The organism is Bifidobacterium avesanii, assembly GCF_009299475.1.
Classification (GTDB): domain Bacteria; phylum Actinomycetota; class Actinomycetes; order Actinomycetales; family Bifidobacteriaceae; genus Bifidobacterium; species Bifidobacterium avesanii.
In genome coordinates, this window is the sequence record NZ_WBSN01000016.1 from 43,481 (window position 1) to 60,073 (window position 16,593).

The 16,593-nt window shown below is 65.3% G+C and carries 8 protein-coding genes; 3 read left to right on the forward strand and 5 right to left on the reverse strand.

Annotated elements, in window-relative coordinates:
* Nucleotides 1–140 precede the first annotated feature (140 nt).
* The gene (locus tag DSM100685_RS08345) at nucleotides 141–1,076 is read right to left on the reverse strand and encodes a glycosyltransferase family 2 protein (RefSeq protein ID WP_152350886.1); all 936 of its coding nucleotides are present in this window, start codon (nucleotides 1,074–1,076) and stop codon (nucleotides 141–143) included.
* A gap of 371 nt (nucleotides 1,077–1,447) precedes the next feature.
* Here DSM100685_RS08345 and budA point away from each other — a divergent pair, with 371 nt between their 5' ends.
* Nucleotides 1,448–2,218, forward strand: a complete 771-nt coding sequence (budA, locus tag DSM100685_RS08350) for an acetolactate decarboxylase (RefSeq protein WP_152350887.1) — start codon at nucleotides 1,448–1,450, stop codon at nucleotides 2,216–2,218.
* A 145-nt stretch (nucleotides 2,219–2,363) separates the two neighbouring features.
* On the opposite strand, the gene adhE is transcribed toward budA, so the two are convergent.
* The gene (gene adhE / locus DSM100685_RS08355) at nucleotides 2,364–5,105 is read right to left on the reverse strand and encodes a bifunctional acetaldehyde-CoA/alcohol dehydrogenase (protein WP_152350888.1); all 2,742 of its coding nucleotides are present in this window, start codon (nucleotides 5,103–5,105) and stop codon (nucleotides 2,364–2,366) included.
* Nucleotides 5,106–5,569: 464 nt separating this feature from the next.
* On the opposite strand from adhE, the gene DSM100685_RS08360 reads away from it, so the two are divergent.
* Both DSM100685_RS08360 and glgX read left to right on the forward strand, forming a co-directional pair.
* Nucleotides 5,570–6,754 carry an ROK family transcriptional regulator gene (locus tag DSM100685_RS08360; RefSeq protein ID WP_163201077.1) on the forward strand — a complete coding sequence of 395 codons (1,185 nt, stop codon included), beginning with the start codon at nucleotides 5,570–5,572 and terminating at the stop codon, nucleotides 6,752–6,754.
* On the forward strand, nucleotides 6,751–9,489 hold the full coding sequence (gene glgX, locus DSM100685_RS08365; protein ID WP_152350890.1) for a glycogen debranching protein GlgX: 2,739 nt from the start codon (nucleotides 6,751–6,753) through the stop codon (nucleotides 9,487–9,489). Before DSM100685_RS08360 ends, glgX begins: the two co-directional genes overlap by 4 nt.
* 353 nt (nucleotides 9,490–9,842) lie before the next feature.
* On the opposite strand, the gene DSM100685_RS08370 is transcribed toward glgX, so the two are convergent.
* The 3 genes from DSM100685_RS08370 to DSM100685_RS08380 form a co-directional block, all read right to left on the reverse strand.
* Entirely contained in the window at nucleotides 9,843–14,633 is a 4,791-nt protein-coding gene (locus DSM100685_RS08370; protein WP_152350891.1) for an Ig-like domain-containing protein, read from the reverse strand.
* Nucleotides 14,634–14,635: 2 nt separating this feature from the next.
* Nucleotides 14,636–15,715: a hypothetical protein gene (locus tag DSM100685_RS08375; RefSeq protein ID WP_152350892.1), complete on the reverse strand. Its 1,080-nt coding sequence runs from the start codon at nucleotides 15,713–15,715 to the stop codon at nucleotides 14,636–14,638.
* A gap of 778 nt (nucleotides 15,716–16,493) precedes the next feature.
* On the reverse strand, nucleotides 16,494–16,593 hold a 100-nt coding region (locus DSM100685_RS08380), incomplete at its 5' end, for an IS3 family transposase (protein ID WP_152350281.1).

Sequence of the window (16,593 nt, forward strand, 5' to 3'; positions counted from 1 at the left end):
CCTGATGCGCAGTTATGCAGTGGGCCCGGCAAGGTACCGACGGTCAGGACGCCATCTGGGGAGCGCGCCGTCTCCGGACATGCAGGTTCCGCGCGAGGTGTGCCGCCCCGTCCGGATCCGGCAATGGGGACGTCGGACGGTCAGCGGGGCTCGGGCGGGTATTGCGGCGCGGAGCAGCGGGCGCGGTTGATGCGCACGGCCGCGGCCATGCCGCCGTCGCCGTAGGTGGGGTGATCGAGGAAACCACGAGTGAGCATGGAGTGCTGTCGCAGCTCGGGATGGACCTGCACCGCGTCCTCCCACAGGTGCAGCCGCTCGCCGGCCAGCGCATCCAGCGCCAATACCGTCTGTTCGACGTGCGCGGCGTAGGAGGCGCGATGCCGTTCGATGATGTGCCCCAGCAGGCGTGTGCGCCGCTCCATGCTCTTCACGTTCGAGCTCACCGGGGCCGTGCGGTAGTTGACCAGCGGTTCGCCGACCACCTCGACGCGGGACCCTTCCCCGCCGGTCTCCAGCAGGCTCAGGCAGAACTCCCAATCCTCGAAGCCCTCGCGCATGGACTCGTCGTAGCCGCCGCAGCGCTCCCAGGTCTCCCGGCGGAACGTGCACGCCGAGGGGCAGCAGTTGCGCGGCAGGAAATCCGCAAGCGTGCCGCCGCTGGGCCGCACCACGCAATCCAGAATGCCGAAGCACTTGAGCCAACCGGACGCCGCGACCACGGACGGGGCCGCGCGCAGTGCGGCCAAGGTGCGGTTCAAAAAATCCGGAAGCAGCAGATCGTCGCCGTCCAATACAGATATATATGTGGTGTCCGCGGTCGCTATGCCCGCATTGCGCGCGGCGGACACCCCGGCGTTGCGCTGGCGGATGACGCGCACGCCCTCGTCGCCACGCCGTCCCAAGGCATCCAGCACGGCAATCGAATCCTCGTCCGTCGAGCCGTCGTCCACCACGATGACGCTCGCCGGTCCGATGCTCTGGCGCAAGGCGGATTCCACCGCGTCGGCGAGCATGTCCCCCTGATTGAATCCCGTGATGACGACGGTGACGTCCGCCGCATGCTGTTCATTGCCCATGCCGCCCATCCTAACGCCGTGCAGCGCGAGGCCATCCGCCGCAGTCACGCCCGTGATCCCCCGAATTGCGATGCGCAGTCTTCCGCCGCTTGCCAATTCCGCGGTTACTACGTTGCTTTAAGGCAAACTATGCCCCGCTCAGGCCCTGCCGCAATAATACTTCCGATTTGTGCGGTCGATTTCCGCAATATGCCGGGAAACAGCCACCGCCATTCCGCCGTTTTGCGCCGCCGATAGACGGGCAGACCCGCAAAAACCACCGCACAAATCGGATTTATGCATGTAGTTTTCGACGGACGTTCGCCATCCGGCGGGTTCGACGCGGAAGACGGGTCTGGCGAACGCCCGGCGGGGTGCCGTATGGTGAAGGCATGAGCGCATCAATCGCGAAGAACATCGAGCCGATCCGCGAACACCGGGCGAACGTGCTGTACCAACACGGCACGCTGGCCCTGCTGGTGCCGGGGCTGCTCGAAGGCACCACCACGATGGGCGAACTGCTCACGCACGGCGACACGGGCATCGGCACCGGCGAGGGCCTCGACGGCGAGATCATCGTGCTCGACGGCAGGCCCTGGCGCGTGGGCCGCAGCGGCAAGGTGGAGGCCGTGCCCGACGACTTCACCATGCCGTTCGCCACCATGCATCAGGCGGCGTTCCAATACCAGTGCGAGCGCGCCGACATCGGCCTCGAGGAGCTCAACCGGCGCATCGTGGAGGCCAACGGGCGCGCGAACACGTTCTTCGCGGTGATCGTGCGCGGCACATTCAGCTTCATGAAGACGCGCGCGGTGATCAAGCAGCAGGCGCCCTACCCCACGCTCGAGGAGGTGGCCGACCGTCAGGCGATCTTCCTCGGCCAGGACGTGCGGGGCACGATGCTCGGGTATTTTTCGCCGATCATGTTCCACGGTGCCGCGGTGGCCGGATTCCACGAGCACTTCCTCGCCGACGACCATTCGATCGGCGGGCATGTGCTCGACGCGGTGCTCGAGCGCGGCGAGATCCACACGCAGGTGTTCGACACGCTGGTGCAGCATCTGCCGGTGGACAATCCGGAGTACCGCAACCATGACTTCTCGCACGACAACATCGCCGAGGCGATCAGCAATGCGGAGGGCGACCGGCGCGGGGACGAATGACACGGAACCACGGAGCGGAGCCACGCAAAGGGCCGCTCCCGAAGCGTCGCATATCGCATGTGTGCTTCGGGAGCGGCCCTTTGCGTTATCCGCCTATCCGCCGGCCCCCGGTCAATGCCGACCGGTCAGACGGCCGGGCGCCCGCTCAGACGCGCTGGGAGGCTTCCTCGGTGGCGGCCTCGCCCTCGCGCTCGACGCGGATCTTGTGGCCCTCGGCCTGCGGCACGCCGTAGTAGGCGGCCACGGCGATGTCCTTCATGTCCTCGATCATCGGGATGCGCGGGTTGGCGGGGGTGCACTGGTCCTCGTAGGCGCGCATGCCGATCTGGTCGAGCACGCTCCAGAAGTAGTCCTCGTCCACGCCGGCGTCCTGGAAGGACTTGTTCATGCCGAGCTTGTTGTCGCGGTAGTCCTCCACGGCGCGGGCCAGGTTCTCCACGCCCTCGGCCGGGGTCTTGCCCGGGTCGATGCCGAGGTTGCGGGCGATGTCCTGATAGCGCTCGGCGGCGACGTACTTGTTGTACTTCGGCCAGCTGGTGGGCTCCTCCGGGATCTCGCCGTTGTAGCGGATCACGTACGGCAGCAGGATGGAGTTGGTGCGGCCGTGCGCGATGTGGCACAGGGCGCCGATGGTGTGCGCCATGCCGTGGCACATGCCCAGGAACGCGGAGCCGAACGCCATGCCGGCCATGGTGGCGGCGTTGTGCATCTTCTCCTGCGCGTTGGTCTTGGCCAGGCCGGGCTCGCCGTTGACGGACTCCGCCAGGTTGTCCCAGATGAGCTTGGCCGCGTGCAGGGCCATGCCGTCGGTGAAGTCGTTGGCGTACACGGAGACGTAGGCCTCCATGGAATGGGTCAGGGCGTCGAAGCCGGCGTCGGAGGCCAGCTTGCGCGGCTGGGTGCGGGCGAGCACCGGGTCCACGATGGCCACGGACGGGGTCAGCGCGTAGTCGGTGATCGGGTACTTGTAGCCGGTCTTGTGGTCGGTGATCACGGCGAACGGGGTCACCTCGGAGCCGGTGCCGGAGGAGGTCGGCACGCACACGAGCTTGGCCTTCTTGCCCAGCGGCGGGATCTTGAAGGCGCGCTTGCGGATGTCGAAGAACTTCTCGCGCACGTCGGAGAAGGAGATTTCCGGGTGCTCGTAGAGCAGCCACATGATCTTGGCCGCGTCCATCGGGGAGCCGCCGCCGACGGCGATGATGGTGTCCGGCTCGAACTCCTCGCGCATCATCTCGGCGCCGCGCTCGACGGTCTCGACGGAGGGCTCCGGCTCGACGTAGTCGATGATGCGGAAGGTGACGCGGTTGGAGCGGGCGCGCAGCTGGTCGATGACCTTGTCGATGATGCCGAGCTGCTCCATGACCTTGTCGCACACGATCACGGCCTTCTCGATGCCGTACATGTCGCGCAGGTACTTGATCGCGTTCGGCTCGAAGTACGTCTTGGCCGGGATCTTGAACCACTGCATGTTGTTGTTCCTCCGAGCGATGCGCTTGATGTTGATCAGGTTCACGGCCTGCACGTTGCCGGACACCGAGTTGCCGCCGTAGGAGCCGCAGCCCAGGGTCAGGGACGGGGCGATGGCGTTGTAGATGTCGCCCACGCCGCCCAGGGAGGAGGGCTGGTTCCAGATGATGCGGCAGGCGTGCATCCTGAGGCCGTACTCGCGCACGAGCTCCTGGTTGTTGGTGTGGATGGCGGCGGTGTGGCCGGCGCCGAGCTTGAGCATCTTCTCGCACATCTCGAAGGCCTGCTCCTTGGAATCGGCCTTGAGGACGGCCTGCACCGGGGCGAGCTTCTCGTGGGTCAGCGGCTCGTCGTCGGAGACCTCGCGGCACTCGGCGGCGAGGATCGTGGCGTCGTCCGGGATGGTGAAGCCGGCGGCCTTGGCGATGAACTGCGGGGACTTGCCCGGCACCACGGAGTTGAGCTTCGGGGTCTGGCCGCTTCCGGCGGTGCAGCCGAACATGTACTGCTCGAGCTTGGCCTTCTCCTCCGCGTTCACGAAGTAGGCCTTGCGGCGCTTGAGCTCCTTGACGAGCGGGGCATAGACGTCCTTGTGGGCGATGATGGCCTGCTCGGTGGCGCAGATCATGCCGTAGTCGAAGTGCTTGGACAGGATGAGGTCGTTCGCGGCGCGCTCGATGTCCACGTCGGAGTCGACGTAGGCCGGGGCGTTGCCGGCGCCGACGCCGAGGGCCGGCTTGCCGGAGGAGTAGGCGGCCTTGACCATGCCGGGGCCGCCGGTCGCGAGGATGGTGGCGACGCCGGGGTGCTTCATCAGGGCGCCGGTGGCCTCGATGGACGGGTGCTCGATCCACTGGATGCAGTTCGCCGGGGCGCCGGCCTCGACGGCCGCGTCGCGCACGATCTTCGCGGCGGCCACGGAGGAGTTCTGCGCGCCGGGGTGGAAGCCGAAGACGATCGGGCAGCGGGTCTTCAGGGCGATGAGGGACTTGAAGATGGCGGTGGAGGTCGGGTTGGTGACCGGGGTGACGCCGGCGACCACGCCCACGGGCTCGGCGACCTCGTCGATGCCCATGATGTCGTCCTCGCGGATGATGCCGACGGTCTTCTGGCCGGCCATGTAGTGGGTGACGTGCTCGCACGCGAAGATGTTCTTCGTGGCCTTGTCCTCGACGAGGCCGCGGCCGGTCTCCTCGACGGCCATCTTGGCAAGCACCAGGTGCTTGTTCAGCGCGGCGACGGACGCCTTGGCGACGATGTGGTCGACCTGCTCCTGATCGAGCTTCTCGAATTCGTCGAGGGCGACGAGGGCCTTCCTGACCAGCGCGTCGACCTCGGCCTCGGCGGCCGCCTGCTTGTCCTCGGGAGCCGGCTTGGTGGGCTCGACCGGCTCGGTGTTCTTCTTCGCTTCCGCCACGGTATCCTCCTCGTAGGGTGAACGGCTTGCCTCGCAAACCGCATGGCTTGGTTTCATCTTGAGTTATGGGCTTCGTTGCTCGCCTCATGGCGACGCCGTCACATCAGGTGTGACCTAGCTCACAATGTACCGAAGCCCGCAAGCTTTCGCACCGGGGTCACGTGTCGTGCGCTTCATGTTTGATTTTGATGCTTTTTTGTTATCTGATAGCGGTTACATGAACATCAACCGGCGGAAATATCGTGTTTTGATGCATTCTGTTCGCTTTTTGCCCCTACCGCACACCATCGCCACCCTTTGGCCCGACACACTTTTGATAATTGATTTTCCATATCCGCTCAGCAACGTAGACTTTTAGAAAAGTCACTTTTCAAAAGTTGCCGCGACGCCGGATACAGGGCATCGGCTACGGGATGCCGGTGTACCGGAACCGGAACGCCAAGGCAACGCGGAAGGGAACGGTCATGGACGACGGCACCGCATTCACCGCGCACACCAAACCAACCACCGCGCGGGCGCTCACGCCGGACGACGTCAAACGGCACAACCGCGCCGCGATCATCCGCCGACTCAACGCCGAGGGGCCCGCCACCAAGCGGGATCTGGCCCAGGCGCTCGGGCTGAGCCTGCCCACCGTCACCCAGAACCTGCGCGACCTCGCCGCGGACGGCGTCGTCCGCCGGGACGGGGAACTGGCCTCCACCGGCGGGCGCAGAGCCGGCACCTACGCGTTCGACCCGCGCTGCCGCACGGCGATCGGCGCGGAGCTCGGCGCCACCGCCCTGACCATGGTCGCGGTGGACATGAACGGAGACGTGACGGACGCGCGTTCGCGGGTGATGCGGCTGCGCGACGACGCGGCATACGCCCAGCGCGCGGCGGACGCGATCGGCGACTTCGCGGACGCGCTGCGCAGGCCCGTCGCCGGAGTGGGCGTGGCCGTCCCCGCAACGGTCATGGACGCCTCCCCCGCCCCGATCATGCCCGCCGCGCTCGTGCAGGCCCTGCGCCAACGCCGTCCCGCCAACGCCGTGCGCGCGCCGATCGCCGACGCCGAGGCCGAGCTGTGGCGCGACCGCACGCTCACGGACGCGCTGTGCGTCTACTTGGACCGCAGGCCCTCCGGCGCGCTGATCGTGGACGGCCGCGTGCACCCGACCGGCGGGAGGATCGAGCACATGACGCTCGTGCCCGGCGGACGCGAATGCCGCTGCGGGCGGCGAGGCTGCATGGACGCCTACTGCTCGCTCGAAACGCTGCCCGAGGACTACGAGAGCATCCCGGGCTTCTTCAGCGTGCTCGAACAGGGCGAGACGCACCACCGCGAGCGCATGTCCCAGTGGCTGGACTCGCTGGCGCTGGCCATCGGCAACGCGCGCTCGGTCGTGCCCGGCGACGTGATCGTGGGCGGCGAGGCGGCCGGGTACCTGGACGAGCGCGATCTGGCCGCATTGCGCGAACGCGTGGCGGGCAACGGCGGAGCGGACGGCGGTTTCCGCCTGCGCGCGGCGGCCCGGATCGAGCACGGGACGACGGTCGGCGCGGCGCTGCCGTTCGTGCGGGCCGCGATGGCCGACCTTGAGGGAGCAACCGGGGAAGCAAGCCCCAATCCGGCGGATCCAACACCCCCGTCTACAATGAAAGTATGAAGAACGCAATACCCCAGCGGTATGCGATACCGCATCGTTACGCGACCAGACCGGGCTTCTACTTCACCGAGGACGGGGGCGCGGACGCTGTGGTGCGTTCCGAAACCGCCGATCAGGTGTGGCTGTGCGTGTACGAGCCCGTCGACCAGCCCACCGCCTTCTTCAACGACGCGGTGCGCATCTTCGAGGGCGCGCCCACGCCGTTTCTGAAGGACATCCACAGCCACCCGGTGTGCACGCGCATCATCGAGTCGATGTACGTGCGCGAGACGCTGTTCCGCATGGAGGGCCCCAATTACGGCCTGTGGTACGTGCACCTGCCCAAGGCGTGGGACGGCATGCGCTACGCCTACCGCGCGGACGGGGCGTGGAACCCGGCGAAGGGGCTGCGGTTCAACCCGTACAAGCTGCTGCTCGACCCGTACGGCAAGGGCATCGACGGGCACATGCAGCTCGATCCGGCGGCGTTCTCCTACCAGTGCGAGGTCAAGGACCGCAAGGTGATCGGCTCCGCGTTCGGCCCGATGAGCACCGTGGACGCGCTGGGCAAGATGCCCGTCTCCGTGGCGATCGACGACCGCGACGTCACCAAGCACGACGCCGACCCGTCGCACCCGCACGTGCCGTGGAGCAAGACCGTGCTCTACGAGCTGCACGTCAAGGGCTTCACCGCCAAGGCGCCGTGGCTGCCCAAGGAGCTGCGCGGCACCTACGCCGGGCTCGCGCACCCGATCACGCTGGCGTATCTGCAGGGGCTCGGCGTCACGTCGATCGAACTGCTGCCCATCCAGGCCAAGCAGGACGAGCTGTTCCTGCAGGAGCACGGCCGCCACAACTACTGGGGATACTCCACGCTGAGCTACTTCTCCCCCGAGCCGAGCTACGCCACCAAGGCGGCGCAGGAGAAGGGCGCCGGAGCCGTGCGCGACGAGGTCATCAACATGGTGAGGGCCATGCACGAGGCCGGCTTCGAGGTGATCATGGACGTGGTGTACAACCACACATGCGAGGGCGGCGTGGAGGGGCCCACCACCTGCTGGCGGGGACTCGACGCGGTGCCCTACTACCGCCGGGAGCCCGCCAACGAGGGGCGGCTCATCGACACCACCGGATGCGGCAACACGTTCGACTTCACCAACACGCACGTGGTCACGTTCGCCGTCGACTCGCTGCGCTACTGGGCCAAGCGCATCGGCATCGACGGCTTCCGCTTCGACCTCGCGGCCACGCTGGGCCGGCTCGAGGGCAACTTCACCAAGCATCACCCGTTCCTGTACGCCCTGCGCGCGGACCTGCTGCTCGGCAACCTGAAGCTCATCATGGAACCGTGGGATTTGGGCCCGAACGGTTGGCTGACCGGCGGGTTCGGCATGCCGTTCAGCGAATGGAACGACCGGTTCCGCGACTCCACGCGCCGCTTCTGGCTCACCGACACGCAGCCGGGATCCACGCCCGCCATCGGCATGCAGGAGATGGCCACGCGCCTGTGCGGGTCGGCCGACCTGTTCGCCACCGAACCGGGCCGCGGCTGCGTCTCGTCGATCAACTACGTGGCCAGCCACGACGGCTTCACCATCACCGACATGACCAGCTACGCCAACAAGCACAACGAGGCCAACGGCGAGAACAACAACGACGGCACGACCAACAACCACTCCGCCAACTTCGGCGTGGAGGGACCGAGCAAGAACCCCGCGATCCTGCGCAAGCGCGAACGCGCGGCCATGAACATGCTCGGCACGCTCATGCTTTCGCTCGGCACGCCCATGATCCTCGCCGGCGACGAATTCGGCAACACGCAGGGCGGCAACAACAACCCGTACGCGCAGGACAACGACACCACGTGGCTCGACTGGGACTGGCTGTACCAGACCCGCAAAACCCCGCAGATGCGGCGGCTGGAACGCGTCTCGCGCCTGATCGCCATCCGCAAGGCGCTCGGCCTGTACCACCACGAGGAGTTCTTCACGCGCCTGACGCAGCTGGGCCTGTTCCGCCCGTCGAGCCGCGTGCAGTGGTACCTGCCCGACGGCACCACGCCCATGGACGGCGACTGGTTCGACACGAGCCGACGCAGCTTCGTGATGCGGCTGCGCTCGCAGGCCAACGACGACGCGCGGGACATCCTCATCGTGATCAACGGCGTCGATCAGGATGCGGCGTTCCGTCTGCCGAACGACTATGAGTGGCAGTGCGAATGGAGCTCCGCCGAGGCGGTCGGATTTGCGCCGGCGCCGGGGTTCGCGGTACGGCGCGTCAACGAGCACGTCGACGGCGACGTCAACTGGACGAGCGTCGTGGACGAATCGGACGCCATCACGTCGCTGGTCAAGCAGGTGCAGGCGCAGCTGGCGGCGCAGCGGAAGCTGGACTATGCGAAGTTCGACGTTTCGCCGGCGTTGGGCGAGCGGTATGCGGACGGCGGTTCGGCCGGCAACGGCTCGACCGGGGGCGGGGCCAACGCCACCGACGACCCGCACGTGCTCACCTACGCCACGCGGCGCAAGCCCGGCGGCAACGCCACCGACGACGCGATCACCGCCGTCACCGACGCCATGGACGACGCGCGCGACGGTTCCAGCGACGCCGAGGCCATCTCCCGCTCCGCCGAGACGATGGACCACGACGGCATCGCCACCGAAGCCGCCGCCCAGCAGCAGGCCACCGCCGACGAACTCGCCGGGCTGTGGACCGTGCCCGCCCTGAGCATCAGCGTCATGTGCCAGATGCAGTAGCGGGCCCTGCACCAAATTGCGGGCTCAAAACGACGAAATTCCGGGTTCTAAGCGCCAAACGGACGCTGTGGCGGGGGTTTGGCGCTTAGAATTGCCGATTTCGTCGTTTTGAGCCCGCAATGTTGCCCTGCGCACTGCTTGCGGCACTGGATCCGCTCAATTTGCGGACCGACGCTTGTGCACATTGAGCAGTTCCAGTGCGTACCGGCCGCTTCGGCGCCGCGCGGCACTGGATTCGCTCAATCCGCAGCCCATCCGAAACACAATGAGCGGATCCAGTGCGGCGACGAGGCCGGAGGCCCCATACCGCACTGGATCCGTTCAACCTGCACCCGAGGTGACGATGCAGCGTGCTACTTCGTGGCTATCTTGACCGGGACCGCGGTGGCGTACTTTCCGGTACCAAAGCCCAGGAGTCCCTCACCCGAGTAACCCCAGCTCCATACCTGACCGGTCTTGTCAATGGCGTAATTGACCTGGGTGGAATATACCCAATCGCGCCTTTCACTGAGCCCGGTCAAGTTTGCAATGTTCTTCACCTGTGCCGGCGTGGACACGAACGGCTTGTCGCGCGCCGTTACGCCAATGCCCAGAAGACTGGCATCTGCACTTCCGTCCCGCGTAGTGTTGCTGCCCCATGCGAACACCTTGCCGGATGTGGTCAGCGCGAACATGCTGGCTGCGGGCGAACCGTCGTAGTAGGCGCCGCCGACAGTCAGCCGCGTCACGCCGGACAGCCCGGTCACCTGGAGCGGCGTGTTCACCGCGTGACTCGGTTCGTCGTCGCCCACGCCGAGCAGACCGGCAGAGTTCGGGCCCCACGCCTTCACCGTGCCGTTGTTGAGCACGGCGAACATGGTCCCGGCTGACCCGTCAGCTCGACCGGCATTGACGAGCTGCTTGACCTGCGACAGGGTCTCCACCTTGACCGGATCCTGATGAATGGCCGACGTGGTGTTGGAGCCGGTGCCATCGTAGCTTGCGGAGCCCCACACCTTCACCGTGCCATCGTTCGCCAGCGCATAGATGGCATTTCCAGCCACCTCGATCTGGCGGACGTTCACCAATCCCTTGGCCGTCACCGGAGCGTTGGCACGGCAATTATCGTGCGAGCCGTCGCAGCTAAGGTCGTCGACATCGCCCCACACCTTGACGCTGCCATCGTTGAGCAAGGCTACATAGGTAGGACCGCCATAGGAAACATTACGCACAGCGAACTGTCTGACATTGCTCAGACCGGGAACCGGGCGCGCCGTGGTAACGGACTCATCATCGGAACCGACGCCGACGGTGCCGTAATAGTTACGGCCCCATGCCCACACGCTGCCATCCTTGCGGATGGCGAACCGCGCACCACGGTCACTATAGGCATTATCCATGCTCGCCATGTACAGATGATCCACATCCGTCAGACCGGGCAATTGCGTCGGCACATTGATGAACTGGTCGGTGTTGCCCACGCCCAGGCTGGAGAAACCCTGATAGCCCCATGCCCACACGGTGTTATCGTCCTTCACCGCATAGACCTGAGCAAAGCCCCATCCATTCGGGCTCATGACGATGTCCCTGACGCCGGTCAGACCGGGCACCTGCCGCGGCGTGTAACTGCCGGCACCGCTCGCCAGTCCGGATCCCATGAGCACGGCGTCGTCACCCCATGCCCACACGGTGCCGTCGTCCTTGAGGGCCAGCACGGCGCCATCCTGATCCGTCACGACCTTGCGCACATGGTCGAGTCCGAGAATCGGATTCGGACGCATCGAGTCAAAGCCTTCGGGCCATCCGCTCGGATTGCCCTGACCGAGCTCATACGAACCGGTGCCCCACGAGAGCACGGTGCCGTCATTCCTCACCAGGAACGCGGTTTCCTTGCCGATAACCACCGACTGCTCGTTGGCGGGCAGGTCGGCGGGCGGAGCGGGTTCCTTGCTGTAGTGGACGTAAAGCGTCACGGCCTTGTCCGGCACGGTGTACTCGCTGCCGAGCGCGATCCTGGCGCCGGAGCCGTCCGCCGTGGTGGTGAAGCCGTCGATGCCGTCAAGCGTGCCGGATGCGACGCCGAGCTGCTTTTCGACGTAGTCCTGCGTGAGCTTGATTTTCTCGCCGAGCTTGTATTCGACGGTCTTGGAGTCGCCATAGCGCGGGTCGGTGAACGTCACGTTGACGAGCACGTCCTTGTCCGGCGCGCACTGGCCGATCTGCCAGTCCTTGCTGTAGACCGTGACCGGGCCCAGCTTCTCCTCCTTGAAGTCATGCTTGAGGAGCTCCTTGTTGCCCAGCGGCAGCTTGAAGTTCACGCCCGACTGCAGGGAACCGGCGAGGGACAGCTTCACCTTGGCGTCCGCGGCGTGGTCGGCGTCCGCCTTGTTCGTCTTGAACGAGGCGTCCACCTGACCCTTGACCTTGGCCGTGATGTTCACGCCGGCCGAATCGTACAGGTACAGCGCCGGCTTGATCCACGGTCCGGCGGCGGCGTTCAGCGTGCCATCGGCCTGCAGGTCATTGAGGTACGAGCAGTTGGAGGAATGATCGTCCGACGACTTGCTTTCGTTGATGTCGATGGGGTTCCACCGCCCGGCGTGCACGTAGACGACGCCGTACTCGTAGTGGTTGTCCCACTTCGGGTTGTACGAGGCGTTGAACTTGGCGTCCAGATTGCCTTCGAAGCCCATTTGCATCTCCGCCGTCAGCGTGATCGTCACCCCGCCCACGACGAACGTGACCGGCTTGCCCTTGATCGTCGCCAGCGTGTTGTTGAAGGACTCGTGGATGGCGCCCCACGCCTTGAGATCCATCTCGGCGTGGCTGTCGCCGTAGGTCCACACCTTGAACTTGTAGACGTACGGAAGGAAGATCTCGTAAAAGTGGTTCGGATAGGCGATCTGCATCTGGAAGCGCACGCCGTACTTGCCCTTGAAGCTCGCCTGCAGCGAGGCGCCCAAGGTGCGCTCGGCCTCCATCTTCGCCTTGATCTTCTCCTTCTCGATCTTGTCGCTCTGACCGCAGGACGCCTTCTTCTCCACCTGCTCCTTGCCGTTCTCCGAGGTCTTGGCATAGGCGCCGTAGCAGGAGACGTCGATCTGGGCGAACTTGAGGTCCTTGTCCGGTTCCCACGTGCCGGAACGGGCGGCGGCACTTGCGCTCAGCATCGCGGAGGACGGGGTCATGGCCCTGCTGCCGGAGGTCGCCGGCAGGTCCTCGGTGGGCGCGGGGTCCTGGCCGCCATCGCCGGAGGACGGAGCATCGCCGGTTTCGGTCAGCTTCACCGTGGGCGCATTGTCGTCGCCAAGCGAGGTGTAGGACGGATCCAGCTTCGCGGAGGATTCGTCAACCGTGCTGCCCGTCGAGGGGAACGCCGGCTGGTCCTGATCAATGTTGGCCTGATAGATCACATCCGTGAGCTGTGCGTCCTCGGTGGTGACGAGCCAGCCGTCGGCGGTCTTCTGCACGCCGAGCACCTTGCGCAGGAATCCCTTGGGCGCGGCCGCACCGGGCGTCGCGCTCATGATCTGGCCGGGCGTCAGGTTCGGATCGCCCTTGAACAGGACGGTGTTGGCCTCCACTTTGGCGATCGGCGCGGACTGGTCGTCCGACACCACCGTGGTGGCCTGCGGGTTGATGACCGTATCGTCCGGGGCGGGCAGCGCCACGTTGATCGCACGGTCAGCCTGCGCCGCGTCACCGGCGCGGGTCACCGCCTTGGCGCTGAATGCATACTGCTTGGTGGATGGCACGGCGGTCTGGTACTTCCAGTGCGCACCATCCGCGGCGTAGGTCACCGCCGCGTCGCCAATGAGGTTGCCATCCGCATACACCTCCACGCGATCCACGGCAACGGCCGACTTGACCGTGCCTTCAAGCGTCAGTTTGCCTTCGGTGGCCAGATTGACGTCCACGCCCTGCGCCGGGGAATCCAGTGTGGTGGCAACGTCTTTGGCGGCGCCATCCGGCACCTGACCGATCACGTCTCCCAACAGCAACGCCTGTGACGAGATTCCGGCAGCATTGGAAGTGACCGACGCGCCATCCTTGGCTGCGGTATCAACCACGTCGAGCTGTGCGAGCGCGCCGTCGGTCTTATCCACCACGGCGCCACGCGCACGTCCCTTCACCGCCGAGCCATACTCGGTGAAGACATGGGCGGCGGACGCGTCCGCGGGCTTGTCCGCGCTTACCAGAGCCAGAGCGAACGTGCCGTCGGCGGAGCGGTTCGCCAGCTCCACCGGCTGCGGCGCATAGGCCGCCGCGCCTTGGGTCTTCACCCATTGGGAACCGGAGGAGGGCACATAGCCGCCCTCCACGTTGGCCGTCGCGGCGTCCTGCGCCGAACCGGCGACCCAGCCGCGCACGTCCAGTCGGACTTCGCCCAGATCCTTGTCCGCGCTGATCTCAAGCGCGCCCTTGTCATCCGGAACGGCGACGGTGGAAACCACACTGCGTCCCGCCGGAACCGCGAAGGTCTGGCCGGCAAGCGTCACGTTGCCGGCGTCCTTGGCGTCGAACGTCGCGGTCACGGCGGCGGCGCGCACCTGTTCGACGGGAACGCCGCCCTCGCCGACCACGCCAATGCTCAGCGGGTTCCGGGTCAGTTCGTCGCCGCCCAACTTCGCGGCGGTGTCCGCACGGGTGACCGGCTTGTCCACCGCATTGAACGAGCCGGGAGCGGTGGTTTGGGCGTCGGCGGGCGTCTGGAACGCGGCCACGACCTCCACGCGCGCATCCGCGGCGGCGTTGGAGGACACCTTGACCTTTCCGGCCCGCACCGGCGCGAACACCGTCTGCGACGCATCATGTCCCTTGGCCACGAACAGCGCCGGCGATCCCTCCACATTCACGGTGGTGTCCTGCTTGGCGCCGATCACGCTGATGCGCAGCAGCGCCGACGTGGCGGCATCCAGACCGGGCAGCGTCAAATCCGCGCTCGCGTCGTCGGTGGACAGAGCGCCCATCCCGATCTCACTTTCCACCACGGGCACGCGGATACGGGCGTCATAGCCGATCGCCGGCGTGGTGGAGGCCAGTTGCGGCGTCCCCTGTTCCGAACCGTCCGCAGCATTCGCAGTCGTCGCGGGCGCGAAGCCGATCATCATGGCCGCGGCTCCCAGCGTCGCGATGGTTCTGCCGAGCCAATTCATCCTGGTCATCGTCACTTCCCCCATTCCGTGCGGTTGTCGCCAGCGCTCTTGCAAGTACGTACAACCTTGGATACCGTGCCGGTCACCGCGAGAGCGACGGCGACCGCGGCGACCGCTGCCACGCTCACGCCAGTGCGGCCGAGCTTGAACTGCTGCTGAGCACCGGCATTGTTCGTACCGTTGGCACCGCCGCTCTTCGGCTCGATTTTGCCGTTCTGCATGTTGGTGTTGTCATTGGGCTGCTGCGCGGCATTGTCGCCATTGCCGGTGTTACCGTCATTCCCGCTGTTACCGGCATTGCCGGTGCCACCGTTATTGCCCGTATCCTGACCGGAACCATTCTGGTTCTGAACACCGTTGCCGGAACCTGCGCCGCCATTGTTGTTCTGATTCCCATTGGAACCGGGTTGCTGTTCCGTTCCTCCATTGGAACCAGTGGCACCGCCGCCGTTGCCGCCGTTGGACTGGCCGGAACCGTTGCCGTTGGTCCCGCCGTTGCCGCCATTATTGGACTGGCCGCCGCCGGGCTGCTCATTCCCGCCGGGCTGACCGCCGTTGCCGCCACCGGGATTGGTATTGCCTCCCGGCTGTTCATTCCCTCCAGGCTGATCGTTGCCCCCTGGGTTGGTGTTACCTCCAGGCTGATTATTGCCGCCGCCGGGTTGCTCGTTCCCGCCGGGCTGATCGCCGCCACCAGATTCGCTTGTCTTGGGCAAGGTGACGTCAGCCGACTGTTCCGACAGCAGCACACCATTGCCATCCACAAAGGTAACCGATACATGGGCCGAGACCCCCGCGACCGAATACGACAGCGTCAGCGTCTTATTGCCCGCATCCGCACCCGTCACCGCAGTGTACCCGAGGAACGAATCCTTGAAGTTCAATGCCGTTCCGTCAAGAGCTCCGTTAACGGTACCGGGCTGACTGGGAGACGCCACGTCAACCCAAACCTGCGCGGTTTGCGCGGGCGCGACGAACTGGCCCGTGTAGCTATCCGCCTGAGCGGGCACAGTCAATCCCCCAAGCAGCACCACTGAACCGGCGAATGCGCCCAGCGCCACCCGCACCATTTCCTTCTTCTTACCTCGCATAAGCAGATCCTTTCACTACGAGGCCCTTCCTGATCCAGCGTTGCACTCCCCCCAAGACTTTTTGACCGCAAATCCGTCGTTTTTGATCGCGCAATTTCTCGTCAAAGCATCTATTCATCATGAATTCACAGCCCATTCCCCTTGTATTCACTCACATCAATGGGCGTAATTTTCGAATGCGACACCTTACATGTTTCAACCATTTCATCGCTTTCTGCGCGCAAATGACATAACACCCATACCCCCACTTGAATCGATCCACCGTAAGGGGCACACCTGAGACGATTAACCGGAGCATCATCGACCGCACCGTCTCAATGAGTTGAACGATCCATATGCCAACTGACCATCATGAAACCCCGGTGGTTTGTCAGGACGCGAATAGGCATCATATGCCGGATGCGACAGCGAACGGGCAAGACTGACATCAGCCTGCCGACGCTCGTGCTCATCCGCACGACATGCAACACTTGACAGTCAACCGTTAGGTCTGCTGGCCCCGAATCCATCCCTGCAATGCACGCCCATGCGACGTTCGCCGTATGGCTATCGTTAAATGAATCCGTAGCACCGTACTGTGCGGCTTGTGCGACTTGTGTGACTTAGGCTCCGCGCATACATGCCGCAACGCATCTGATTTGCGGGCTCAAAACGACGAAATCTGTGATTCTAAGTGCCAAACCCCCGCCACAGCGTCCGTTTGGCGCTTAGAATCGCCAATTTCGTCGTTTTGAGCCCGTAATGTCGCCGGCGGGGGTGCGGACTTTTTCTTGGACGGCTACACCGCCAGCCCAAGGTGTCTGCGGTATTGCACCGGGCTCATCCAGCCCAGCGACTTCTTGATACGGGTCCCATTGTAATGGGACAGGTAGGCGGCC

Coding starts and splice junctions, on each gene's coding strand:
- DSM100685_RS08345 (WP_152350886.1), bottom strand. CDS start 1,076: ATGGGCAATGAACAGCATGCGGCGGACGTCACCGTCGTCATCACGGGA.
- budA (WP_152350887.1), top strand. CDS start 1,448: ATGAGCGCATCAATCGCGAAGAACATCGAGCCGATCCGCGAACACCGG.
- DSM100685_RS08360 (WP_163201077.1), top strand. CDS start 5,570: ATGGACGACGGCACCGCATTCACCGCGCACACCAAACCAACCACCGCG.
- glgX (WP_152350890.1), top strand. CDS start 6,751: ATGAAGAACGCAATACCCCAGCGGTATGCGATACCGCATCGTTACGCG.
- DSM100685_RS08370 (WP_152350891.1), bottom strand. CDS start 14,633: ATGACCAGGATGAATTGGCTCGGCAGAACCATCGCGACGCTGGGAGCC.
- DSM100685_RS08375 (WP_152350892.1), bottom strand. CDS start 15,715: ATGCGAGGTAAGAAGAAGGAAATGGTGCGGGTGGCGCTGGGCGCATTC.